Origin of the sequence: Sporolactobacillus shoreicorticis, from assembly GCF_024125445.1 — a bacterium.
Taxonomy (GTDB): domain Bacteria; phylum Bacillota; class Bacilli; order Bacillales; family Sporolactobacillaceae; genus Sporolactobacillus; species Sporolactobacillus shoreicorticis.
In genome coordinates this window covers 61250-85774 of record NZ_JAMXWM010000010.1, presented here as the reverse complement: position 1 = coordinate 85774, position 24525 = coordinate 61250, and the positions used below count along the sequence as shown (strand labels likewise).

The 24525-nt window shown below is 43.1% G+C and carries 28 protein-coding genes, 1 tRNA gene and 1 other annotated feature; of the genes, 4 read left to right on the top strand and 25 right to left on the bottom strand.

Annotated elements, in window-relative coordinates; translation table 11 throughout:
• Nucleotides 1–18: 18 nt before the first annotated feature.
• From NIE88_RS10150 to NIE88_RS10090, 14 genes are all read right to left on the bottom strand, one after another.
• Entirely contained in the window at nt 19–303 is a 285-nt protein-coding gene (locus tag NIE88_RS10150; protein ID WP_253061784.1) for a hypothetical protein, read from the bottom strand.
• Between the two features lie 83 nt (nt 304–386).
• Nucleotides 387–860, bottom strand: a complete 474-nt coding sequence (gene ssb / locus NIE88_RS10145; RefSeq protein ID WP_253061782.1) for a single-stranded DNA-binding protein — start codon at nt 858–860, stop codon at nt 387–389.
• The gene (locus tag NIE88_RS10140) at nt 857–1051 is read right to left on the bottom strand and encodes a hypothetical protein (protein ID WP_253061780.1); all 195 of its coding nucleotides are present in this window, start codon (nt 1049–1051) and stop codon (nt 857–859) included. The genes ssb and NIE88_RS10140 overlap by 4 nt, the downstream gene beginning before the upstream one ends.
• Nucleotides 1048–1365, bottom strand: a complete 318-nt coding sequence (locus NIE88_RS10135; protein WP_253061902.1) for a topoisomerase C-terminal repeat-containing protein — start codon at nt 1363–1365, stop codon at nt 1048–1050. The genes NIE88_RS10140 and NIE88_RS10135 overlap by 4 nt, the downstream gene beginning before the upstream one ends.
• Nucleotides 1328–3244 (bottom strand): DNA topoisomerase, encoded by a 1917-nt coding sequence (locus NIE88_RS10130; RefSeq protein ID WP_253061778.1) that lies wholly within the window; start codon nt 3242–3244, stop codon nt 1328–1330. The genes NIE88_RS10135 and NIE88_RS10130 overlap by 38 nt, the downstream gene beginning before the upstream one ends.
• Before the next feature lie 24 nt (nt 3245–3268).
• Nucleotides 3269–3511 carry a hypothetical protein gene (locus NIE88_RS10125; RefSeq protein ID WP_135348107.1) on the bottom strand — a complete coding sequence of 81 codons (243 nt, stop codon included), beginning with the start codon at nt 3509–3511 and terminating at the stop codon, nt 3269–3271.
• Nucleotides 3490–3927: a hypothetical protein gene (locus tag NIE88_RS10120; protein WP_253061776.1), complete on the bottom strand. Its 438-nt coding sequence runs from the start codon at nt 3925–3927 to the stop codon at nt 3490–3492. Before NIE88_RS10120 ends, NIE88_RS10125 begins: the two co-directional genes overlap by 22 nt.
• Before the next feature lie 3 nt (nt 3928–3930).
• The gene (locus tag NIE88_RS10115; RefSeq protein WP_135348109.1) at nt 3931–4398 is read right to left on the bottom strand and encodes a hypothetical protein; all 468 of its coding nucleotides are present in this window, start codon (nt 4396–4398) and stop codon (nt 3931–3933) included.
• A 261-nt stretch (nt 4399–4659) separates the two neighbouring features.
• Complete coding sequence (locus NIE88_RS10110) at nt 4660–6855, bottom strand: phage/plasmid primase, P4 family (protein WP_253061774.1); 2196 nt, start codon at nt 6853–6855, stop codon at nt 4660–4662.
• 30 nt (nt 6856–6885) lie between these two features.
• Nucleotides 6886–7191: a hypothetical protein gene (locus NIE88_RS10105; protein ID WP_253061772.1), complete on the bottom strand. Its 306-nt coding sequence runs from the start codon at nt 7189–7191 to the stop codon at nt 6886–6888.
• Between the two features lie 47 nt (nt 7192–7238).
• On the bottom strand, nt 7239–7445 hold the full coding sequence (locus tag NIE88_RS10100) for a hypothetical protein (RefSeq protein WP_253061770.1): 207 nt from the start codon (nt 7443–7445) through the stop codon (nt 7239–7241).
• Between the two features lie 16 nt (nt 7446–7461).
• A complete protein-coding gene (locus NIE88_RS10095; protein WP_253061768.1) occupies nt 7462–7599 on the bottom strand; it encodes a hypothetical protein in 138 nt (45 codons plus the stop codon).
• A complete protein-coding gene (locus NIE88_RS22790; protein WP_373689426.1) occupies nt 7586–7774 on the bottom strand; it encodes a helix-turn-helix domain-containing protein in 189 nt (62 codons plus the stop codon). Before NIE88_RS22790 ends, NIE88_RS10095 begins: the two co-directional genes overlap by 14 nt.
• A gap of 111 nt (nt 7775–7885) precedes the next feature.
• Nucleotides 7886–8101, bottom strand: coding sequence for a helix-turn-helix domain-containing protein (locus NIE88_RS10090; protein ID WP_135348114.1), 216 nt, complete (start codon nt 8099–8101; stop codon nt 7886–7888).
• Nucleotides 8102–8253: 152 nt separating this feature from the next.
• Here NIE88_RS10090 and NIE88_RS10085 point away from each other — a divergent pair, with 152 nt between their 5' ends.
• The 3 genes from NIE88_RS10085 to NIE88_RS10075 all read left to right on the top strand — a co-directional run bounded on the left by NIE88_RS10085 (nt 8254) and on the right by NIE88_RS10075 (nt 10499).
• Nucleotides 8254–8685, top strand: a complete 432-nt coding sequence (locus NIE88_RS10085; RefSeq protein ID WP_253061766.1) for a helix-turn-helix domain-containing protein — start codon at nt 8254–8256, stop codon at nt 8683–8685.
• Between the two features lie 5 nt (nt 8686–8690).
• The gene (locus NIE88_RS10080) at nt 8691–9113 is read left to right on the top strand and encodes an ImmA/IrrE family metallo-endopeptidase (protein WP_253061764.1); all 423 of its coding nucleotides are present in this window, start codon (nt 8691–8693) and stop codon (nt 9111–9113) included.
• Nucleotides 9114–9401: 288 nt separating this feature from the next.
• Entirely contained in the window at nt 9402–10499 is a 1098-nt protein-coding gene (locus NIE88_RS10075; RefSeq protein WP_253061762.1) for a tyrosine-type recombinase/integrase, read from the top strand.
• Nucleotides 10500–10672: 173 nt separating this feature from the next.
• Here the strand turns inward: NIE88_RS10075 and NIE88_RS10070 are convergent, their stop codons facing one another.
• The 4 genes from NIE88_RS10070 to cspD form a co-directional block, all read right to left on the bottom strand.
• Entirely contained in the window at nt 10673–13006 is a 2334-nt protein-coding gene (locus tag NIE88_RS10070) for a DGQHR domain-containing protein (RefSeq protein WP_253061760.1), read from the bottom strand.
• Between the two features lie 15 nt (nt 13007–13021).
• Nucleotides 13022–13846, bottom strand: coding sequence for a DNA adenine methylase (locus NIE88_RS10065; RefSeq protein ID WP_253061758.1), 825 nt, complete (start codon nt 13844–13846; stop codon nt 13022–13024).
• 655 nt (nt 13847–14501) lie between these two features.
• Nucleotides 14502–14574, bottom strand: a tRNA-Arg gene (locus NIE88_RS10060).
• A 256-nt stretch (nt 14575–14830) separates the two neighbouring features.
• Complete coding sequence (cspD, locus tag NIE88_RS10055; protein ID WP_253061756.1) at nt 14831–15031, bottom strand: cold-shock protein CspD; 201 nt, start codon at nt 15029–15031, stop codon at nt 14831–14833.
• 429 nt (nt 15032–15460) lie between these two features.
• Here cspD and NIE88_RS10050 point away from each other — a divergent pair, with 429 nt between their 5' ends.
• Complete coding sequence (locus NIE88_RS10050) at nt 15461–16120, top strand: deoxynucleoside kinase (RefSeq protein ID WP_253061754.1); 660 nt, start codon at nt 15461–15463, stop codon at nt 16118–16120.
• A 41-nt stretch (nt 16121–16161) separates the two neighbouring features.
• On the opposite strand, the gene NIE88_RS10045 is transcribed toward NIE88_RS10050, so the two are convergent.
• The 7 genes from NIE88_RS10045 to NIE88_RS10015 all read right to left on the bottom strand — a co-directional run bounded on the left by NIE88_RS10045 (nt 16162) and on the right by NIE88_RS10015 (nt 24524).
• Nucleotides 16162–16314, bottom strand: a complete 153-nt coding sequence (locus NIE88_RS10045; RefSeq protein ID WP_253061752.1) for a hypothetical protein — start codon at nt 16312–16314, stop codon at nt 16162–16164.
• Between the two features lie 28 nt (nt 16315–16342).
• The gene (serS, locus tag NIE88_RS10040; RefSeq protein ID WP_253061900.1) at nt 16343–17629 is read right to left on the bottom strand and encodes a serine--tRNA ligase; all 1287 of its coding nucleotides are present in this window, start codon (nt 17627–17629) and stop codon (nt 16343–16345) included.
• Between the two features lie 103 nt (nt 17630–17732).
• Nucleotides 17733–17956 (bottom strand) — a binding site (T-box leader).
• 50 nt (nt 17957–18006) lie between these two features.
• Nucleotides 18007–18582: a pyridoxal 5'-phosphate synthase glutaminase subunit PdxT gene (pdxT, locus tag NIE88_RS10035; RefSeq protein ID WP_253061750.1), complete on the bottom strand. Its 576-nt coding sequence runs from the start codon at nt 18580–18582 to the stop codon at nt 18007–18009.
• A gap of 13 nt (nt 18583–18595) precedes the next feature.
• Complete coding sequence (gene pdxS, locus NIE88_RS10030) at nt 18596–19483, bottom strand: pyridoxal 5'-phosphate synthase lyase subunit PdxS (RefSeq protein ID WP_290446409.1); 888 nt, start codon at nt 19481–19483, stop codon at nt 18596–18598.
• Between the two features lie 629 nt (nt 19484–20112).
• On the bottom strand, nt 20113–21459 hold the full coding sequence (locus NIE88_RS10025) for a serine hydrolase (RefSeq protein WP_253061746.1): 1347 nt from the start codon (nt 21457–21459) through the stop codon (nt 20113–20115).
• Between the two features lie 176 nt (nt 21460–21635).
• Nucleotides 21636–23102, bottom strand: a complete 1467-nt coding sequence (guaB, locus tag NIE88_RS10020) for an IMP dehydrogenase (RefSeq protein ID WP_253061898.1) — start codon at nt 23100–23102, stop codon at nt 21636–21638.
• 333 nt (nt 23103–23435) lie between these two features.
• Nucleotides 23436–24524: an HD-GYP domain-containing protein gene (locus tag NIE88_RS10015; protein ID WP_253061744.1), complete on the bottom strand. Its 1089-nt coding sequence runs from the start codon at nt 24522–24524 to the stop codon at nt 23436–23438.
• Nucleotide 24525: the final 1 nt, after the last annotated feature.

Genomic DNA, 24525 nt, shown 5'->3' with positions numbered 1-24525 from the left:
AGTCCCCCCTCGTTAAAGTTAATAGATGTCCACGATCCTAGTTATTAATACGAATAGCGTTTCTATTATCAAAGTCAGTAGGCAAAATGCCAATGCATAAGTCATGATCAAACCCTTTATTTTGCTGATTTCTTTGCGAAAATGAATGGCGTTGCCGATCATTATCTCAATTTTTATTTTCTTTTTGTGCTCGCTTTTTTTGTACTTAATTATTTGAGCCGCAAAAATTAATAGCATCATGATATAGAGAGACATCGCAATCATTCCGGCTGCCATTGCAAGTTGTCCCAAAACATATTTCACACTTTGTCCCGTCCTTTCTGCAAAAGCCTATTCGTTATATTCTCATTGAATGATATTCTGGTTGTTTTCAACCTTTCTTTGATTTAGAAGGGCAGATCATCCTCCGAAATATCGATCGGCTGGCTGCTGTTTGCAAATGGATCGTCAGCGGCTGCGGAAGAGCCAGCACCTGGCCCAGCTGTACCGGCATGGTTAGAAACAGATCCATCCTGCTCTTGTGCTGCGCCATGCCGGGTTCCTTTTGGCTCAAGAAATTCAACTTGACGGGCGACCACCTCCGTCACGTAAACGCGGCGACCTTCGTTATTTTCATAGTTTCGCGTCTGAATCCTCCCTTCAACGCCGGCTAAACTGCCCTTTTTCAAATATTTAGCCGAACTTTCGACCGTACCCCGCCAGGCAATTACGGAAATAAAGTCTGCCTGTCGCTCACCATCCTGCCCAGAGAATGGCCGATTCACTGCCAGCGTGAATTGAACTACCGCAACACCATTCGGCGTGTAGCGCAGTTCTGGAGCCCTTGTCAGTCGTCCAACCAGTGTCACATTATTAATCATTTGAATCCTCTCCCTTGCCCTTTTTTAGAATGTTCAAATTCCCGGCGCTCCTGTTCTAAAATCAATTCAAAGTCGCTGATTCCCTGCCGGATCTCCCGACGTTTTCCCTGATACTTTTTGGCAAATTGTCGATCAGTCATACGCATTTCTCCCTGATGAATGGCGATGAATGTTGCAGTAATTGGATTCATGAGCTTCTCATCCTACGATTCACAGGCTTTTTGCGAACCTTTTTCTGACGAAATTTGCTCTGGTCAAACTGAAAAACCAATTTTCCCTCCTGGATCGTCAAAACCGCGTCAAAGGATTTTCCGGTTTTGCTTTTAAAACCCTTCAACTTGCGTGTTTTTTTGCCGGAAAGCAACGTTCTAATGATTGACGGGTCCAAGTCTTTTGAGAGTAATTCTTTCGGCAGCGTAAACTTGCATCCGCTGACATAGCCCGCACAACCGTAGAATTTCCCTTTATCAAGTACCGGCTGGCCGCAAAGCGGGCAGCGACCCATCGACTGCGCTGTTACCACTTCTTCCAGCTGGTCTGTGGACGCTTGCAGGGCCTTGGGGGCTTCGTCCATTAAATACTATGAATCGTTGGATTCCGCTGAGAAAGCGCTCCTGAGTACCTTCATGAAGTCGGATTTTTTTCAGGTAAGTCTCCCATTCGGCCGTAAAAGCAGGACTGGTAAGCTTGCTGCCGGAGAGCACATTGCAGAGCAGCATGCCCTTCTTCGTGACCGATACCGTGCTCTTCCGGACCACAATGTAATTCTGCCGTTTAAGTGTTTCAATAATGCCTGATCGCGTCGCCTCCGTGCCGAGACCTTCCGTCTCTGCCAATGTCTTGCGGGCCGCTTCGTCGGCTGCATCTAACGTGCGCCCTGCGGTCTTCATGAGCGTAATCAGCTGGCCTTCCGTATAGGGCTTAGGCGGCGTGGTCACTCCCTCTTTCTGCGCAAGCGTCGTGGTTACTCCCTCTTTCTGCGCAAGCGTCGTGGTTACTCCCTGTTCCTCGCTGACCTGGGGCAAGGGCCGATCCTTGTCCGGTTCGGATGAAAAAAGTATCTTCCAACCCGGATCCCGTTCGACTTTTCCTTGAGTTTTGAAGATGAGACCACCAGCGTTCGTCAGAATGATCGTTTCCTCATAAACATGCGGTGGATAGAACATGGCGGCGGTATTTGCCAGTACATCCTGGTAAATCGTGCGCTGCGTCGCTGGAAGTGCATCGAGATCCGCCGCAGACGGCAAGTTTCGAGTGGGAATGATCGCGTAATGCTCCTGGACCTTCTTCCCGTCCACGTAGCGTTTTTTTGCATTCATTTCGGGATTATGCAGCTCCACGCCAAGCAGCAGCAGATAGCTTGAAAGATTGGCCGATAAATAGGTGAATTCACCTTCTGTAATGAAGTTACAATCCGTTCGCGGATAGGACAGCAGCTTAGCTTCATAGAGTGCCTGCACAGCTGCAAGCGTGCTTGCCGGCCCGATATGATAGACTTTATCAACCCGTGCCTGCAGATCGCTCAGACTGTAAAGGCGTGGAGAAGCCTCTCGTTTTTCTTTCTTTGCTACCGTCTGAACGGTCGCCGGCGAAGGCCGGCCAATTGCTAAACCGTGCTGGTCGAGCAGCGCTTCAGCTTCATCCGCAGAGGGAAAACGTTGATCTAGTTTCCCAGAATAACTTCCGTTATCCGTTTGAAAATCGCCATGAATTTCCACAAATTTTTCAGGTTTGAAATTTTCAATCGCCTGCTGACGAGCAGCAATCATGGCTAAAGTCGGCGTCTGAACACGGCCAACGGAATAAGTGCCCTGCAGACCTTTTTGCCGAAGAAGCAGCGTAAACAGCCGGGTAGCGTTCAACCCCACGAGCCAGTCCGCAATCTGCCGGGACTGGGCCTCCCAGTAACTGGATACAAAATCCGCGCCGTCTTTCAGTTCCGCAAAACCACGGCGAATCTCATCCGTTTCGAGTGAGTTGATCCACAATCGCCGGATGGGCTTATCTGCATTTCCGGACTGAGTGATGATAGATCGAGCAATGTTTTCCCCCTCGCGATCACTGTCCGTAGCAACAATGATCGCGTCTGATCGATCCAGTAACCGTTTGACGATCGCAAACTGCTTCTGCTTGTCCGTCGGTACGCAAAAACGGTAATGTGAAGGCAGCATAGGCAACGTGTTCAGCGACCATTTTTCCCAGGCTGGATCATAGACAGCTGGTTCGACGAGTTCCACTAAGTGCCCAAAGCCGTAGGTTAAAAAAACAGGTTCGTTAAAAAGGTCGTCGATGACTTCAAAGTAGCCGTCCTTACGCGAAGCGCGGTCGAACGCCGCTGCATAATGGCGTGCCTGATCTGGTTTTTCCGCTAAAATAGTGATCATGTGATCACCTCCTATCCTCGTTGTTTATCGTTTTAACTTCCCCGCCTTGACCTTTCTTTTCTGACTTTCGACCCAATGATAGCCCCGCGCATAAACCAGGCGTTCGGGATATTTAATCATTCCGGGTAGGCCATACTTACGGTGCACATCCGCCAGTTCAGCCGATGTCAGCTGGTAGGTGATGACTTCACCGCTCGCGGGTTCCTGACTGCATATCTGTTTTTTCCTGGCGAGCGTGTGCCTCGTCAGTGCCTGACCTTGTGCCATTGGCTATCCCTCGCTTTGGTCTTTGCCTGCCCTTCCGCTTCGCAGAAGGCCCACCAGATACTCTGCAAACCGCCGAGCCATCCGAAGGCCTCCAGCACACCTGCGCTAAAACGCTCACGCCGATACTGTGCCCAAGCTTGTCCGGTTAGACGGTCAAGTTCGGAGGCCACCACCTGCTCAAGTACCGCAGCCTGTTTGTGCTGCAAAGCAATCCACTCAGGTTTTTCCGCCTGTCTTGTGGCCACCGGCTGAAAAAGTTTATAAAGAGCCTGAGCCTCATGCGGCAGACTGTAGAGCAACTGCATCATGATTTCTGCCTGCACCGCAGTCATTTTTACCCGAATCCCAGAATCTGTTTGCCTCTTGCCGTTTCTGATTACCTGTGATGCGCGATTGGGCGCTTTGCCGTGTATCATGACTTAATCCATCTCCCATACGGTCGTGGCTTTTTCCTGTAAAGGTCGAGTCATTCCTCGCTTTTTGTTGAGCCAATTCATAAAGTTGACCGCCTGCCCTAAGGCCTCGGAAAACGAGACGTCTTTTGCCAGGACGGTTATTTTCGAGCTGGCTTTGCGCCCCGGTGGGTAGTTCTCCCGCCAGGCACTCACACTCTCCAATCCTCCCGGTAAAGGAAAGCGTTCGATATACAGGAACGATCCCTTGCCGTATTGCTGTTCATAGAGCATGCCGTGCGCGTAGACGAGAAATCCTGATCGCCGAGCCTCCGCGTTCTCCAGATAGCGCCGCGTGAGATCCTCTCGATTTACGCGAAGGGCTTCTTTGAACGCAAAAGCGAGTTTTTGAGAAGAGAAAAACTGATAGCTTTTATTCTTCTGAATCATTTTGATGTTTTTTTGATACACCTGATCAATAAGAGCAGTATTCATAAACAAACCACTCCCTATTTTTTCTAAAAGTTACTAAGTTACTGAAGTTACCGATTTTCCCCTATTACCTCTATAAAAATTTATATAGAGGTATATAGGTTTTTTGGTAACTTTGGTAACTAAGTAACTCCTGTTTCTTTAAAAAGTTACTAAGTTACTGTTTTTTCCCTATTACCTCTAAAAATTTTATAGAGAGGTATATAGATTTTTTAGTAACTTTGGTAACTAAGTAACTGGAAAAGCTTAAAAGGTTGCACGAAATTAAGAGAACTGACTAACCTGGGCAGGCTCTTCATGGGCTAAGGTGATGCCGAAGAAGAACATCTTATTACCCGATCCCCGGCCCTTCACAAACCCACGCATCTCCATCTTGGTGTTAAACGCACGCTGTTTCATTTGAAATTCGCTGTTCTCTTCTGCCCAGCGGATGTACGCCTTGTGCAATACACCGGCCAGCACTTTGGCCGAATCACTAACCACGCAACAATCTGCGATGAAGTTGTGAAGTAAATCCATCTCTTCCTTGTAGTCGGCCGTGGCCTGTCGCACTTCGTTGGGTGCCTTTAGCCCATCTTTCTGCCATTTCAGACAGCCTTCAATCGCCCAGTTCAGAATACCTGGGAGTTCTTTTATCAACTTGTCCGGTAATTCTTTATCCACGTGTTCCGGACAGACCTTATGATCAAAAGGAATCAACCGGATGCGTCGCCAAATACCGTCGTCGCTGCCCCGAACAATAGGCTTGTAGTTGGTGGCGAAAAAAATCTTAAATTCTGGCGTATACTCAAAGAACTCTTTTCTTAAAAAACGTGCTGTGACCGCTTCACCACCGGTTAGTTGTTTGACTAACGCTTCAGACAGCTTTTTGCCCTCTTCCGATTCAGTCGCTGAAACAAATCGTGCACCGTTCAGACGGGCAATATCATTATTGATGGCGTTGCCGGTGTCGGCCTTAAACGTAAATGTTTCCGAATTGGTCTGCATGGCGTAATCGCCCAGCATGGCCTTAATAATATTAAGCAGCGTTGACTTCCCGTTATTGCCCTGGCCCCAAAGGAAGAAAATCACCTGTTCCCGCGTGTCACCCGTCAATGCGTACCCAATGGCGCGCTGCAGGAAATCGATCAGAGCCATTTTCGGCGTTCCGTCTGCTGTGCATAAAATACTTTTTAAAAAAGCTATCCATGTCGGACAACGTGCCTGTGCGTCGTAACTGACATGGGTGTTCATTGTCATTAAATAGCGCCGTTCCGGGTTTAATAATTTCCCCGTGCGCAGATCCAATACGCCGTTTTGACAATTAAGCAGAAAATGATCGGTGTTTAGCTGCCGCTGACTGATGGGCAGCATGGCCTCCGCACGGTGGATGCTGTTAAGAAAGACATTGCTTTTCTCGCTTGTCTTCGCCCATTTAAACAGCTCCTGGCGGCGCGTATCATCATGTAATTCCGAAGCTTCTTTATACATTGCCCGAAACGTGCTGAGGGCCACACGTTCGATACGTTTCATTTTGTCTTCAATCCACGTATGCCCGTCCCACAGTAACCAGGCTTCAAATTCGACGCAGTACCGCAAGTTTGGGCCGTTAAAATGCACCAAGCGCTCGGCATTACCGACTTCGGTCAGCTTAAAACTTTTGGTTGCTTCCTGATCCACAGCAGCAGCCTGTTTCTCTGGAGGCGATCCGGCATAGATTTTGCCGCTCGCCTGTTTATTCAGTGCACTGTCTATTGAGTGCGCGACTTCATCCTCCGGCAGTGCCGGGGAGAGAAAATAACGATTCATAAAGGTTGTGATCTGCCGAATCTGGTCGGCTGTATAACCAAGTTCCACCAGACGGCAAGCGTGCTTGTAAAGTGCATCATTGCGTCCGCCCTCAGTGATTGGCAACTCAAACGGCCGAGGCTGAGTGTTGACGCTGAATAGCCGGTAAAAATACACCGGTACTTCTGACAAAGGGTCTCTTTCGGTGCGCACCCAGATTCTGTCCAGTGTTTGCTCTGAAGGCAAAACGATTTGTCCACGATCAGCGGTCCGATAATCACCGGCACAACCACAGGCCATGAAAAGCTTAGTGCCTTGCTTGCGGATGGCTGCGGTGCTGTCCTTAAAAATAAACTGACAGCCATGCGGCGTTCGGATCGCATGAAATTTCAGGCCTTCTTCAGTCAAGGCGTGAAGAACCAGTTCGCCCTCATCTTTGTCATCAATATCAATGACAACATATCCGGCAGGGATGACCATTCCGGTCCATCCCTGCTGTTCCAGCCATTTTTGAGCGGCTTCGGGGCTGAGCCCAGGCTTTTGAAGATTCGACCAGTCGCGCATGCAGGGCCTTTTTGCGGCCTGATAACGCGCACTGGGAGTCGGGGCCTTGTTCTGTCGCCTGTACCCCATTAGGCGAATGATTTTAATTGACGTTTGCGGAAACATTTCCGCGAGATTAACTCTTTCCACGGGCCCTATTCCTTTCTCTATAAAAGTCTGTTAAAAGAAAAGAAGCAGGCATCGTTTCCGGGATGGAAACCGAAAAATGGCGTCTTGATCGAGCCGGGTCGGTGATATAATTACCGGATTGTATTGTAATAACGCATTCAGCATTTTCTTAATCTGATCGCGTTCCTGCTCAGTAAAGGTTTCTGTTGCTGTTTCACACTTCTGTTTTGCTATCAAGCGATTAAGGGTTTCAACCGTCTCAGCCACTAGAGATTCTGCCGTCTTCAGATCATTGTCCACAATGGCAGTTTGAAAATGGCAGACCGTTTTGATTAAATGAGCTTTCAATTCATTCATGACTTTCAACTCCTCGCCTGGTAAAATTTTTAAAAGTGATGGGCTGCTTACAAATCTTCTTTCCAGCTCATGTACGTACGTTGAAAATACCGGTTGGCCAAATCTCGTTCATCACTGCCGTTCGTGCGATTGGCAGTACCTAACAGGTCGTGACAAAAATTTCCGAGGATTTCAGCAGGCGTACAGCGATAAAGCTTGGCAAAGGCCTTCAGCTTCTCAAGTTCATCACGATCAATGTCAACGGACAGCTTCAACCCGATCCCTCCCTTTTTATCTGGCCTGTTTCATCTGATGGAAATACCGAGACTTCATCTTCAGGGCAAAACGGGCAGCTCCATGGCAGTGTTTGGCCACCATTTGTGTTTGAAAATCTGCAAAGAAAAGGAAAAGCTCTTCAGGCGTTTTCATGCGTCTCACCCCCTTTTAGTTGTGTACCGTTATCTGACCTCATGTAGGCCTCCAGATCGGATCTCCAAAATCTTATAAACCGGCTACCAATACGTTTGTACGGTATTGCATTCTGGCGAACAAGACTGTAAACATGACCTTTCTTCATACTTAAAAATTCTGCTTCTTCTTCCACTGTCAGCACTGATTTCCTATCTTTCGTTTTGCGACTTGGCACTGAATTCGCTTCCTTTCGATGATTGCTTATGCGGGTTACAATTAAGGCTAAAGCAATCTATATTTTTTATTAATTCTTTAATTCTAAGAAATTGTCATCAAAAAAATATGAAGTGGGTAACTCAAGAACCTTGCATATTTTTTCATATTCGTCAGTTTTGATAGCTTGCTGGTTAGTCATCATTCTCGAAAATTTGGAGTCATCAATAGATGCCCGCTCAGCAATAAAGCTAAATTTCAAGCCTCTATTCTCAATATATTGGCGGATGCGATTATTGATCTTCATTTTTAACACCTCTTTTTTCTTAGTAATTAAGAACTTCATGTGAATAATATACTTCTTAAAATCTAAGATGTCAACATATAATTCTAATTATCTAAGAATATTTTCTTTAATATTAGGAATCAGGATATAATCTAAGAAACGAGGTGAAACGAATGTCTGTTCTATCAGAACGGCTGAAAGAAGCAAGAGAATGCAGCAATCTTAAACAAACACAAGTAAAAGAAAGAACGGGAATAAATAATAAAACCTTAAGCGGTTATGAGAATGGGGTAAGTGTACCCGATCCGGATACTCTATCCAGACTTGCCGATCTATATGATGTATCTGTTGACTATCTTTATGGTCGCACTGACAAAAAACATTATCATGAATTCACTGAAAAAGATGAAAAAGATGTAGCCAAGCGTCTTGAAAAGGTAAAAAAGGATCTTGAAGATGCTGGAGATGGGGATGGATACATGCTGATGGGCGAACCTATCAGTGAAGAGGCAAAGCAGTCGATCATCGAAGCGATGGAATTCGCTATTCGGCAATCAAAACGAATTAATAAAAAATACACTCCAAAGAAGTACCGCAAGGAGTGATTCTATTGAGCAGCCGAATAGACCAAATTGTCGCCGCTCATATCAAAAGATTTAAAACGAACGATCCCTTTAAAATCGCTGCGGCAAATAACATAATGGTAAAATTTTGGACTTTCAATAACAACGAAGTTTTCGGTATCTACCGATATGAGCGTCGGAATCGTTTCGTATTTATTAACCGTAATCTTCCGATAAGCCAGCAGATATTCACGTGTGGCCATGAAGTTTTTCATGCGCTCTACCATACAAGAATGAACACACTGTTTTTAAGTAAAAATACATTATATCCTGTTGGTAGATTTGAGCGTGAGGCCAGTGAATACTCCACAAAATTGCTGCTTTATGGAGTCTCAAAAAATAGTGATATGACTAAGGAGAGTGTTTGCAAAGAATACGGCATTCCTTATGAAATGCAACAATACATGTAAATGCCTGTACCCCAAGAACTGGATACTTGTTTATTAATCCGGTATTTTAATTACTAAAATACAGAACATATGTTCTTTAAGCGAGGATGATCTTAAATGCAATGCGAAGCTCAGTGGCTGAGTAAGGGTACTTATAAACTTATTATTTCACTCGGCAATGATGGTTCCGGACGTTATCCACGAAAAACCAAAAAAATAGAGAGCATAAAAAATAAGGGACAACTTGAAGAGGCGAAGGCTGGTTTCATCTACGAAGTTTCTCATGGATTAATTGATGATCAAGGCGCGATGCTCTTTCGCGATCTCGTCAAAGATTGGTACGAGAATCATCTCAATGATAAGTCGCCAAGAACGATAGAGGGCTATGAATCTAACTTACGCTTGCGCATCATTCCGACCTTTGGATTGATGCGCACTGACAAAATCGAAAAATATCACATCCGGCGATTTTTTGATAAGCTGCAGCAACCCGAATGCGAATTTAACAGCATTTTAATGAATCCGGAAGTTAAAGCCAAAGACCGGACGGGTGATTATTTTACTTCGACAGACCCAAATGATTTTATTATAAAAAAGAAAAAATATAATTTGTCTGCAAAATCAATCGACAACCACAAGATTTGTATGAATAGTATCTTTTCATATGCAGTTTATAAAGGCTGGCGTAAAGACAGTCCTATGAAGGGTGTTAAAACCCCAAAAATCAAGAAGGTGCGACCGGAGATTTACAACCGCAAAGACCTTGCGGCACTCTTTCAGGCCCTTGAGAGCGAGCCGCTGTTGTGGAGAACTATCGTATGGTTTGCGATTGGTACGGGCGCACGTGAAGGAGAAATTGCGGGCTTCGATCGACGATACATGAATCTTGATAAGGGCTTTGCCCTTATCTGTCAGGCAGCCATACGCGTGAAAAAACAAGGTGTAAAGATAAAATCAACAAAAAGTGGAAATGAACACATAAATAATCTGCCATCCTTTGTGATCCAGTTGCTCGAGCTGTATGATGCAGCACATGAAGCGGACAAAGATGCAGCAGGCGATACCTGGATAAAAGAATGGAAAGGAGAGCCATGTGACTTTCTTTTCACTCCAGACGGCTCCTTTGGCCGTCCAATGCGTCCTGAAAGCATCTCACAATGGTGGCGCCGGTTCTTGAAAAGAAAAAATTTAAAACATATCAAATTTCATGCGCTGCGGCATACCTCCGTTTCCCTGCTGATTGATGAGGGCGACAGCATGAAGGCCATCAGCGAGCGCGTAGGGCACGCAAAGATCGACACGACGATGGACATCTACGGTCAACTTTTTGAGACCGGCAATGAGCGATCAGCACGGCTGCTCGACAAGGCAATCAGCGAGATCAAAAAGGCTTCAATTAAAAAATAAAAAAAGGCCTTTTTGCACACGATTTGCACTCTTGTTACGCCCCATAAATGCTATTAATCAGTATTAGCAAGTAAACATATTATGTTAAGACAATAATGGACAAAACAAAATACACTTCTAATAGTTTTGAAGGAAGCTATTTTATTCACTAGCAGCTGAATAATGAAATAATTTTAATTTTGTGAAGAATCGATACCCCTCTGGGCACTGGCGCTCTCGGAGTAAAATAAAAATTGATCCGTCATTTGCCAATCATACATTTTTTTTACAAATTCATATTCACTCTGTGGGACACTATAGCTCTGAAAATTTTTATTTTGTAAATCCGCAAGCCTACCTAGCCATTCCGTTTTGACCATTTTTCCCCCTCTCTTTTTCTGATTATTTGAAAATGCATAAGTCGATTCAAACAGCTCTGCCCAGTTTCCGCTCTTAACAGCTATTGATCTACAATCATTTAATCTAATAAAATCCCAAGGCTCCTTATTTTGTCCAGTGGATCCACGTTCGTAATTATAATCTGAAGCGAGTTTATTTGCACGGTCATAGACAGCTTTAGGTAAGCCGCTAACAAACCAATTTTCACCATACTTCTGCTGCAATTTATCTCGTATATCACTTTTTATAAACTGAAAAATTTCATTTAACTTTTTATATGTGTCATCGTTGTATACACGCTTATTTGCAAAAATCCATTCGTGAAGTCCAGGCGGCAAAAAATCAGGTAATTCACTATTAATAGCTTGCTGTAGAGTTCGCCAATAAACACTTCTTCCCCCGCTACCACGCTGTTTCCTTAATTGCTCACGTTCCTTAGGTGAAATATCTTTGTAAAAACGGACCAATGGAATAAGGTATTTTTCTACAGCGTCGACTGTAGTATCAAGTCTATCAGAGGTTGGATTAATTTGCTTCTGATCAACTAAATGTTCGACAATATCATTGAGTACTTTAATAAGTCCATAGATACCAAGATTAATAGTTAATATTCCATTATCCGATTCACCTTTTTCCCATTCTTCTTGTAAAGAATTGTTTATATATTCTAAGCAATTCTTTACAAACGGATAGAATAAGTTAAATGAAGCATCGTTTTTGCCAAAATCAAAAGTCCCATTATTAATTATCAAATTTCTATGATCATACCGAGTAAAAAAAGTACTTGTGCTCAGAGCACTTTGTATAGAATCAATCGTAATACAACAAGTCACACTTTTTTCATTTTCTCCGATTAGAACGCGATTATAAAGTGGAGAAAACTTATCATCACCCAAACGCTGAGCAATACGCAATTGTAACGCTTTACGCTGGTTACTTAAAATAGGAGAATCCCAAAAAAGATCTGTCTCAAGCGTTAATCTTAAATTCTTAGATACCATTTTTTGATTTTCATTGATATCCATAAATAATTTAACTTGTTCTTCTTTCGAAAGATCAATAAATGCGACAACAGGAAGAGTATTCTTAGAAGCATATTTGGAATCAGCATATCCATATAAACGATGTTGTCCATCGATAATATAAGCAGATCTATACACCTGTGGCAAATGTAAAAGACCTATTTTCGCAATTGAATTCTCTGCATGTTTATCTGAGAAATCAAATTGCAACTTTCTACCATTCGTATCAAGATTTATAATTATAGAATTTGGAAAGAATCCCCCATTATCCACAAAATTTTGGACAGACTTTAGACGAGATTTCTTAATAATACGTTGATAGGTCGGCATTAAATCATTATTGGCATTATTTCTATGCAAGACATACCCGATTTTTAACAGTTTTTCAGGTTCAATAGAAAAAGAGTAATATGTATGCCCTCCCATTTTTCCTTCAATAGCAGGAATTACGTTATCTATCCCGGGAATTTTTTGACCAGCAAACAGGTTGCCCAATAGTTGAAAACGAGCGCAATGACCTAAATGCTTTCCGAGTTCTCGATAGTAACGTATATCATTTTCATCAAAATGTAGAATATTGAAACTTTCCAAACGTTTAGCATCTGGTTCTGATAAATAACAATTTTTAGTTGCAAATATAAATTTATATTTTCTGTTTGGGTATTTTAATTTTATAGCACGAATTAATCCTTGTTGTATTCCACCAAAGGCCTCAATTGCATCTTTAAAGTTACCTTTTTTAATTTTTTCAGAGGTCTTACATTCTACAATAATAACTGTTTCATCATCAGCCGCGAATACGTCTATTTGCTTAGTTGCACTTTCATTACTAGGGTCATACTGTATTTCAAACTTTCGATCTTGATTTAAATTCTTAAATCCAAGATTAGCAAAAATCATCCAAACTTCGTCTTCAAATTGCTCATCAAGAGATTTTAATTTTCTTAAACGTATATTCTTTTTATATTCTTTATCAAACTCCCATCCTTCAAGCAGTTTTTCATCTTTCTGTGACTTTAAAAATTTCTCTGTAGTATGAATTTTACTGCGTTGCCGTTTTGTTACTATTAAATCTTTTTCTGAAACTATTTTCTCCCAAAATCCCATACGCTTACACCCAATTCATATATTAGTGAAAACATATTCAGAAACTTTTCCTCGATGTGCATGTTCTCCGCCAATTAAACTTGATCTACTCATTTCAATCATTCGATCACCATTCTTTTTAAAAATGATTTTGATTGTTTCATGGGCAGCGTTAGTTAAAATATAATAAGCACCACGTTCTTTGATAAAATCTATTAGGAGGCTAAGTCTTTTTTGATCTTCCAAAGAAAATAATTGTTGATTATATTTAATAAAGCCATTATTATTATGCGAAACAGTATATGGCGGATCTAAAAATACAAGGTCGCCTTCACTTATATTTTCTTTAATACATGTAAAATCAGCACATATTATGTCAGCATTTTGAAGCTTTTTGCTTGCTAGTATAATTTTTTCTTCTTCTAAAAAATTCTTGGATCGAAATCCATATGGTACATTGTACTCGCCTTTTTGGTTAACTCTATATAATCCGTTATAAGATGTTTGATTTAAAAATATGAATCTTGCAGCACGTTGTACTGCATCTGTAAAATTTTTTTCACGGATCCGATAATAAAACTCTTTGGTGTTCTCATAATGCTTTAATATCGAAATAACTTCAAAAGGATTGTCTCTTACTTCTACATATGTATTAACTAATTCTTCATTGAGATCTGACAAAAACGCTCGTTTAGGATCTGCTACTGCAAGGAATACAGCTCCGCCTCCTAAGAAAGGTTCATGATAATTATTAAAACTTTTATCTAGAAGGATTTCTTCTAGATATTTTACTAACCACGTCTTTCCACCTGCCCACCTAAGAAATGGCTTTGTCATATTTACACTAAGTGAAAGGTTCATATATAAATCTCCAGTTATTGCAAATGAAAATAGAGTTCAATATAATGCATTTATTTAAATATTTAAAGTATATTTATGATATTTTATCACAATTTGCCGAAATTGACTATCATTCTAGTCAATTAGTACAATAGCAAGAGCACTAGATTGTTTTTTAACACTTGAATCCGCGGTTTAAGTGTAACATTTAAAAATAAAAAGACTCATCACTGAGCCTTCCGTGTGATTTACAAAAACTATTGAAAACAAGAAAACAGCAATGGATCACTATCACCATCTTAATCCATTTGAATGAGAAAATATACTGAATAATGTCCCTTTGGGCAAGTTCATACGTTCACCGGCAACGCAAGCAATGAAAGGACGATCAGCCTGTTGTGCAAATATTTTCCCACGGGTATGTTCTAATGCAAGATTCCGATGTCCAACCATCCAACACGAGGTTAATGGATTGAACCATCCGTCCACACAAATATCTGGGATGATGAGCGCCCTTTGAAGTTTTTTATCATCGGGTGTTACACTTAATTTAATAAATTCAAGGTTTTAAAAAGTTTTGATTAAATTTGCACCCGATTTGCACCTGATGCTTTTCCAGTTATCTAATTCTAAACCAACACTGCTTATTTTTCCTATTATATCAATGTTTTTCTAATGGCCCTGGCAGGAATCGAACCTGCGACGCACGGTTTAGGAAACCGACGCTCTATCCACTGAGCTACAGAGCCGCAGTTCACCATTTTTGCGACATAGATTATTATATGAAGAAAACCGGCCGATGGCAAGCCCTATGCACGTCCAAGAAGTTTGTTGTAATAAATCAAGACTGCCTGGATTCGAAACGATTGCAGATGTGACCCTTTTTCGGATCGCCAGTGCGATACAAAAAAAGGTTTTGAATCAAACGCAGCCCTTTAGGAGCACAAATAAAAGCAGCCCTTTTTTAGAGAGGACTGCTTCCGCATCATCGGTTATGGCCGAAGATCACAGTTTTGTAACGTTTGCTGCCTGAGGTCCGCGGTTGCCTTCAACAATGTCAAAGCTAACTTCTTGACCCTCTTCAAGCGTTTTGAAACCGTCGCCTTCGATTGCAGAATAGTGTACGAATACATCATTTCCGCCATCAACTTCAATGAAACCGTAGCCTTTTTCTGCGTTGAACCATTTTACCTTACCGTTTTGCATGTGTAACTGCCTCCCTAAAACGTTGCGCTGCCCGCGCGTGAACTAAAACCATTCACCAGTTAAAAAAACTCGCATATAAAAAACAGACCCTTCTAGAAGTAAAAACTACTACACTTCGAAGAAGGGTCTTCATTCTTACATCCAGATCTTATATTAAGTAGTAAAATGGTTTATTTCAATATAGCACAATCACCAATATGTGTCAATGAAATCACAAATTTGTAAGCGGATACTACCTTGCTGTATCAACATTTTATTGTCAAGTGCTCCGATCATGAACTTGGTTCTCGCGCTATACTCATAATCGACCAAATTTGCTTTTTTATACATCGTTCATTGACATTCTTCAACTTTTTTCACTTTTTTTTGCGCTTTTTAGGTGTTACACTTAATAATCGTATAACTTGAGGTTACGAAAGGACGTCATGAATGATTCACTCCGAAATACCATCGAATAAATTAATATCGGTCGCCGGAATGGTCGGGATCGGCAAAACAACTTTTGCCACTGCTATCGCAAATCGTTTGGGGTATCGTACCTCTTTTGAAAAAGTGGATGAAAACCCTTATCTTGATCTATTTTATAAAGATTTCAAGCGCTGGGCATTTCATCTGCAGATTTTCTTTCTTGGAGAGCGATTTAAGGAAACACAGAAGATCGTGACAAGCGCTGACAACTACATTCAAGACCGCTCTATCTATGAAGACACTGGAATATTTGCAAAAATGCATTATGAAAAGGGCACGATGTCTAAGGAAGATTACCAAACCTACTCCAGTCTCTTTCAAGCAATGGTGATGACACCCTATTTCCGCCATCCGGATTTATTGATCTATCTTCACGGTTCATTGGACGCAACCATCAATCGAATTTGCCGGCGTGGACGCGGAATGGAAAAAGAAACGCCACGCAGTTACTGGGAAGAAATGTTTCACCGCTATGAGCAATGGATTGGCCATTTTTCAACTTGTCCAGTACTGAAAATTAATATTGAAGACTACGATGTGGTCAATGATCCTAAATCTGCGGATGCAATTGCAGCACGTATTCAAGATTCGTTGAAGAGTAAAGCAGGGCACACAAAATAAAAAATGCGCAAATACGGGCTGAACTCGTATTTGTGCATTTTTTATTTTGTATCTTTGTATGTGGAATCCTTTTTTTCAGTTTGGTTTTTTTTATCTTTGGAAGCTTTTGGTTCATTTGGATTAAGCGTAATACCCAGATCATCAATCATTTTCGTTAACCTGGCATCCGTATTCACTTTCTGATGAAGAGCCATAGCGCACCTCCTACGATTTTAGTCAACCTTAGTCTTTCGGAACAATTTTCTCTAAATTTCTCATATACGGGCGCAGTGCTTCCGGTATGATCACGCTGCCGTCTTCTTGCTGATAATTCTCCAGAATTGCAGCAACCGTACGTCCGACTGCCAGACCGGAACCGTTCAATGTGTGTACAAATTCAGGCTTTGCTTTCGGCGTGCGTCTGAAGCGAATATTCGCACGGCGTGCTTGGAAATCTTCGAAATTACTGCAAGAAGAAATTTCACGATATGTGTTCTGGCTCGGAATCCACACTTCAAGATCGTATTTTTTTGCTGCTGTAAAGCCAAGATCTCCGGTGCAAATGGCAACAACACGGTAAGGGAGATTGAGCAGACGCAGCACTTCTTCCGCGTGACCAGTCAGTTTCTCAAGTTCATTGTATGAATCCTCAGGCTTCACAAACCGAACAAGCTCAACCTTATTAAATTGGTGTTGGCGAATGATTCCGCGTGTATCGCGTCCTGCCGACCCTGCCTCAGAACGGAAGCAGGCACTATAGGCAGCAAATGCGGCCGGCAGCTGATCGCCGTTTAAGATCTCATTACGATAATAATTCGTTACCGGTACCTCGGCTGTTGGGATCAAGAAGTAATCTCGATCATCTGCAATTTTGAACGCATCTTCTTCAAACTTCGGAAGCTGACCGGTACCGGTCATGCTCGTACGGTTAACCATGTACGGTGGCATGATCATCTCATAGCCATGCTGATCCTCGTGAAGATCCAGCATAAAGCTGATCAGCGCACGTTCCAAACGAACGCCAAGTCCTTTATAAAAGACGAATCGGCTGCCTGTTACTTTTGCTGCACGCTCAAAATCGAGAATACCCAAATGAGTGGCCAGATCCCAGTGTGCCTTTGGTTCATAAGCAAATTGGCCAGGATCTCCCCAAAAACGAATCGGCTTGTTGTCATTCTCATCCTCGCCAACCGGGACTGTTTCATGTGGAACATTTGGAATCGACAGCATGACTTGTTTTAAATCTTCTTCTACCTGGCTCAGCCGTCCATCCAGTTCTTTGATACTGGCGCTGACTTCACGCATCGATACAATCAGCTCCTGCGCATCTTCCTTCGCCCGCTTTTTTGCAGCAACCTGCGCGGATACTTCATTGCGCTTTGCTTTCAGAACTTCCGTTTGACTGATTAATTCACGACGCCTGTCGTCTAATTCAGGAAAACGCTGAAAGTCGGAGAGGTCTTCACCCCGCTTATTTAATTTTTCCTTGATTTCATCATAATGATCTCGCAATCGTTTCATATCAAGCATCATTTTCTGCCTCCTAAAGAAAAACTCTGTGATTGACAGCGGCCAATCTTTCGTTTTTCTTTTCCTAGATAAAAAAATAGAAAATCTCGTCCCCTTAATTAGTAAAAGGGACGAGATATACCCGCGTTGCCACCCAAATTGCCGACATGCCGCATCGCAGTTTGCCGGCCGCTTTAGTCATTGATAACGGTAATGATCCGTGTGATCGGCACCTTCTCCGATCCAACTCTCAGGGATGGATTCACATCTGCTCCTTCACCGTCTTCCACCAACCACGGCTCTCTATTCAATGAGACAAGTGTTACTTTTTCCCATCATCAAGCGAATAAATTTGACTAACATAAAATCTACACTACTGTAAAAAAAAAAGCAAGCGGTTAATTATATTCGTTCACCATTCGGACAAAATAACGATGCATGGCAGGATTATCCGTCAATTCAGGATGAAAAGCACAGGCAAGAAAGCGGTCTTGCTGGCACGCCACAATATGACCTTCATACGTAGCAAGCACATCCACGTTTTCGGCAGCACTTTTGATATAAGGTGCGCGAATAAACACGCCGGTATACGCTTCACTAATCCCCTTGATTTCCAGATCGGCTTCGAAGCTGTCGACTTGGCGGCCGAATGCATTCCGCTTAACATCAATATCAAGCAAAGCCAGATGAGGACCGCGTCTGCCTTCAATTTGCTTCGCCATTAAGATTAGGCCTGCACATGTGCCGAAAACAGGTCTCTGCTCAGAAAAATCTTTGACTGCTTCAAATAGATCATAGCGATCCATAATTCTGCGCATCATTGTACTTTCTCCGCCAGGAAGCACAAGTCCGTCCAGACCATCCAGATCACGGGTATTTTTAACAAGAGCTGTTTGCGCACCTGATGCCTCAAGCGAGCGAACATGCTCGCTGACAGCGCCCTGAAGCGCAAGTACGCCAATTTTAACAGACATTATATGTCACCTCTCAGATTCCACGATCCTGCATGCGTTCCGCAGGTTCAAGCTGGCTCATGTCAATGCCTTTCATCGGCGTCCCCAGTCCTTTAGACAGTTCAACAATTCGATCATAGTCCTGATAATACGTGGTTGCCTCAACAATTGAACGGGCGAATTTGGCCGGATTTTCTGATTTGAAAATGCCTGAGCCGACAAACACACCATCAGCGCCGAGCTCCATCATCAATGCGGCATCGGCAGGAGTGGCAACACCACCGGCAGCAAAGTTGACCACCGGAAGTCGTCCTGCCTCACGAATTTGCAGGAGAATTTCATAAGGAGCGCCGAGTTCTTTCGCAAACACCATCACTTCATCCGGTGCCATTGCAATTACTTTGCGCACTTGGCTATTCACAAGTCGCATATGGCGCACAGCTTCTACAATGTTTCCGGTTCCCGGCTCGCCTTTTGTTCGCAACATAGCCGCGCCCTCGCCAATTCTGCGTGCTGCTTCGCCAAGATCACGGCATCCGCAGACAAATGGAACGGTAAACGCTTTTTTATCTATATGAAAAACATCATCTGCCGGAGTAAGCACTTCACTCTCATCGATATAATCTACTTTCATTGCCTCAAGAACGCGTGCTTCCACAATATGTCCGATTCTTGCTTTTGCCATAACCGGAATGGAGACCGCATTCTGAACCTGCTCCACAATGGTAGGGTCTGCCATTCGAGCAACGCCGCCCGCCTTTCTGATATCAGAAGGAACCCGCTCCAGCGCCATTACCGCTGTTGCACCGGCTTCCTCGGCAATTTTTGCTTGTTCGGCATTGACCACATCCATGATCACGCCGCCTTTTTGCATTTCAGCCATTCCGCGTTTTACGCGTTCCGTACCTTTCTGTACCACCATAATCCCTCCAGTTTCTTTCCTTGTAAAAAATAATTTCAAGTATCTATAGTGTACAATAAAACCTAGTAAATAAATATGTATAAAAGGCGATTGGTTCATTTTTCTTTTTTTCTTGTATATCTATATCGCGCAGAAGGAGCTTCGCACCCCCCAAGCAGATCATGATGTTTTACTTGTTAGAAAAACCGGGTAAAAAGTGCCCGGTTCTTACTTCTGCAGGATGCCGTGGCTTTCACGTTGCGGACAGGACATGATGACTTTCGCTCCAAATGCGGTTTTGAATCATCAATCTCGAACAGACATTTCTATTTCATAAATCACTTTGGTCCTTTATTAAGTAACGAAGTAAAATAAGCGGAGTTTTTCGGTTATTTCTCAGATTGGGCGCTTACCTGATCGCCCAACCGAATCTTATGACCTTATCGTCGTATCAACAGGCCAAAAGGCTAAACTTTCTTATCTTGTTAGAAAACTTGGCCTCGCCAACTCTCTGGCAACGGCAAAGTCTTAGTTGCGCTTACACTAAATTCATCTAAATCTTTATATTTTCTTATTTGTGTAAAAAGCCGGGATATTCTCCCGACTTCTCTTTAATCTCTCTATAATTCTATCTTAATTAATCTGCGCTCTTAAAAGAGTCCTGCAATCCAAGAAAAAATGGATGAAAAGAAGCCGCCGATTCCCTTTAGCATACGAACGAACCAGTTGTTTTGATCAACCTGTTCTGCGGCAATAACCGGTATTTTGCTGTTTGTATTATAGAGATAGCCGTAATGTGTTTCTCCTTTATGAGAAAGCGTCACATAACCGATTTTCTCACCTTTCTTTACCGGAGCTTCCAGGGAACCGTCCTTGTTCAGTTTTGATTTATCCAATACAAGGTTGAAGTCGGTAGCAATTTTTTCGCCACTCGCAACAGCCGTTTTATATGAATCTCCGAATGCTACCTTTACTTCGCTTTTTTTGCCATTGTGAACAGGAACCGATTTATTTCCTTTAATTAACTGTCCCTTTTTGGCAATCGTTTTTTCATTAAATTGCTGATAACCGTAATCAAAAAGCGCACGCGTCTGTTCGAAGCGCTGAGCATCTGAATCAGTTCCCATAACAACGCTGATCAGACGATGACCGTTGCGATTAACCGTTCCGGTAAAACAATAGCCGGCGAGATCGGTATATCCCGTCTTCAAACCATCAACGCCATCATATTTAAATTTACTCATATTCGCACCAAATCCGGGAAGCATGTAATTCCAGTTCACCATCTGAATCGGAGCATTTACACCGGCTGTGAAATTCTTTAAGGGAATCTTGGATATTTCAAGTGCGTCAGGATAATCCTTGATCAAATGATAGGCCAACTTAGCAAGGTCCAAGGCAGAGAGCTGATTGCTTGCCTTGCTGTCACCGTATGGCGCAAATTTGCCTAAATCCTCATTTTCAAGACCTGAGCTGTTAATATAGTGAGCACCCGTCATGCCGAATTTCTTTGCTGTTTTATTCATGAGATCTACGAAATTCTTTTCTGTTCCGCCGACTTTTTCAGCAAGAGCGATTGTCGCTCCGTTTGCCGAATAGATCGCCATCGCTTCGTATAATTCCTTAACCGTATACTCATAGTCTTTTTTAAGCGGCACATTGGAGTAAGCACGGTTCTGAGAAACCTGGTAGACATAGTCGCTGATCGACACTTTCGTGTTCCAAGTCAGTTTTTTTGAATGAAGTGCCTGCATGACCAAGTATTCGGTCATCATTTTCGTCATGCTGGCCGGTGGATAAACTTTGCTTGCGTTATTCTCATAAAGAATCTGACCGCTGTTAAAATCCACAAGAATCGCTGACTTGGCTTTTAAACCAAGCGGATCCGAAGCCGCCTCGGCCTTTGAAGCAAACGGCGCTTGAAAGGTCAGCGTCAAAGTAAGTACAAACGCTAGGCTTACCGCCGCAAAGCGGCCCAGCTTTTTTCTGAAATTCAACCCCTACACCCCCGAAAGTATTCATGCATCATCAATCAGCGTAAGATAGAAAACCGAGGCGATACATGCCGTCTCGATTTTTCTTTCCTACGTATCTCTTTTTCTAGATAATTAACATAGGCGGTCATGCAGGTTCGTACATTTAGTACATAACGCCATAGAAAACGAAATCTACATCATTTAATAGAATAGTTCGGTGCTTCTTTGGTTATCTGAACGTCATGCGGATGACTTTCAAGTAAACCCGCATTAGTAATTTTTGTAAAACGCGCATTTTCTCTCAAATCTTGCAAATTCGCTGCGCCGCAATAACCCATGCCGGAACGCAGACCACCGATCAACTGATAAATCGAATCGGCCAGCCGTCCTTTATAAGGGACACGTCCTTCAATGCCTTCCGGAACTAATTTCTTTGCATTTTCCTGGAAATAACGGTCTTTGCTGCCGTGTTCCATCGCGCTTACCGAGCCCATGCCGCGATAAACCTTGAACTGTCTTCCTTGATAGATTTCTTTTTCTCCCGGAGTTTCATCCACCCCGGCAAGAAGTCCACCAAGCATCACGGCGCTGCCGCCCGCTGCCAAGGCTTTGACGATATCTCCTGAATATTTTATACCACCGTCCGCGATAATTGCCACACCGTGTTTATCTGCTTCGTTTGCACAGTCATAAACGGCTGTAATTTGCGGAACACCTACGCCGGCTACGACACGTGTCGTACAAATAGATCCCGGTCCAATACCGACTTTGACGACATCGACGCCGGCATCAATCAATGCCTTTGTTCCTTCCGCCGTCGCCACATTTCCAGCGATCAGGCTGACCTTCGGAAATTTAGAACGGATACCGGCAACCTTCTGCAGCACGCCCTTAGAGTGTCCATGCGCCGTATCAATCACGATGGCATCTGCACCGGCATCAACAAGCTTTTCAACACGCGTCAGCGCATCCGCCGTTACACCGACTGCCGCAGCTACGAGCAATCTTCCGTGTTCGTCTTTTGCCGAATTCGGGAATTCAACAACTTTCTCGATATCCTTCGTTGTGATTAATCCTTTTAGTACACCATTGTCGTCAACCAGCGGTAGCTTTTCAATCCTGTTCTTGTTCAGAATTTCTTCAGCTTCTTTTAAACTCGTCCCGACCGAAGCCGTTACCAAGTTGTCCTTGGTCATCATATCGCCGATTTTAGCCGAATAGTCTTTGACAAAGCGCATATCACGGTTCGTTAAAATGCCTACAAGATGCTGTTCTGTTGTATTATCAACGATCGGAACGCCGGAAATCCGATATTTATTCATCAAATGCTCTGCATCAAAAATCTGATTTTCCGGAGTCAGAAAAAACGGATTGGTAATGACTCCGCTTTCAGAACGTTTCACCTTATCAACTTGTTCCGCCTGTTCTTCAATGGACATATTCTTATGAATGACACCCATGCCGCCTTGTCTGGCCATTGCGATAGCCATTGCTGCCTCAGTGACCGTGTCCATACCTGCGCTAATAATCGGTATGTTCAGATTCAGTGTACGAGTCAAAGCTGTCTGAACGGAAACATCTCTTGGCAAGACCTCGGAAGCTGCCGGAATGAGCAATACATCATCAAAGGTCAGCGACTCTTTTACAAACTTATCTTCTCTCATCAATGTTAGATTACCCCCATGGAATGGTTGTCTTACTATCCGAAAATTTTATTGATAGCTTATCAAGTGCGCATGCACCTGTCAAGAATACGGGACGAAGTTGAATTTTTCTAATAACAATCTTACAGAAAAATGGTTTTACTTTCTATTCACTGACCATTTTATAATGATTTTCCCACCGAAGTCTTGTACCTATCAACTAAGGAGCAGCCAACCGCGTAAGATCGGATGCACCCACTCATTATAAACCGAATAAGAACGATGTGCAGGTGGTTTCTTTTTCTAATTATTTCTAGTGAAGGGCCCAGATGCAAAAAAGAATCGCCACCACAATCACAGAAAGCGATCAATAGTGACGTTACTGAATTCAGTCAGAGCATACACACGATTATCGGTAAGATGGATCATTGGTCGAGTCGGTTCTTTGGCTGGTATAAAGGTTATTTCTCCGGCCTGCCCGTCAGAAAGCTGAACATTCATGCCAACAAACAGAGTCATTAATTCATAACAAAATTTATCCAAAAGATAGCGTGACAGTCTTCCATAAGATGAGATTCTTAAATGGTCAAGAACAGTGGGCAGGCTGCCGGAGCGTTCTATTGTCATCTGGGTCAGAAAACCGTCACAAATGGCTAGGATCTTTCCATTCATACTTATCTGAGAGCCATCAATATTGAGTGGAAAACCGCTTCCGTCCTCACGTTCATGGTGCTGAATCACAGCAACCAATGTCTCATCCTTAAGTGTCGGAATCCCTTTAAGCATTTTGTAACTGTCAATCACATGCCGTTCAAAAGTATTTTTTTCACTGCCGATGAGTTCTTTTTTACCAAGCAGAGATGGAGAAAGCTTGGCAAGCCCGCAATCAGCCAGCATGCCCGCAAGTCCGAGCTGAATGCTGTCACCGGAACCGGAGCCAAGGTTGGATTTTTTAGCAAAGAAAGTAGCCAATAACCCAAAAAGAACACTGCGTTCAGCAATATTGGGAATTCGCCTGTGCTTAATAAGATGGGAAGCAAGCCACATCGGATCATCAAGTGCGCCTGTAATCAAAGGCATCATGGCAGCTCTGAAATCACCGATGGAAACACCAGCTCCCGACTGCCATTGATAAAAGAAATGCTGATAGTCGCTTACCGACTGGTGATATTTTTTGTCCAGCGGGCTGCGCGTCGCCTCGGGTTTTGGAACAGTCAAAGAACTGTTCTCAAGGTCAAGATCTGAATTTTTTTTGACTGAACGCTTTACGGAAGAGCGCACAAAATGATCAACATCAACATGTTTGATTAAAAAGGCCCTCAGAAACGCAATATGTGTTTCATTAAGTACTGTTCCTGCTTTCATCAGTGGCTTAACTGATTTGGAATAGACATCCTTCCGCAGGATGCATCCCGCTTTAAGTTCATCGCTAGTTACAATCATG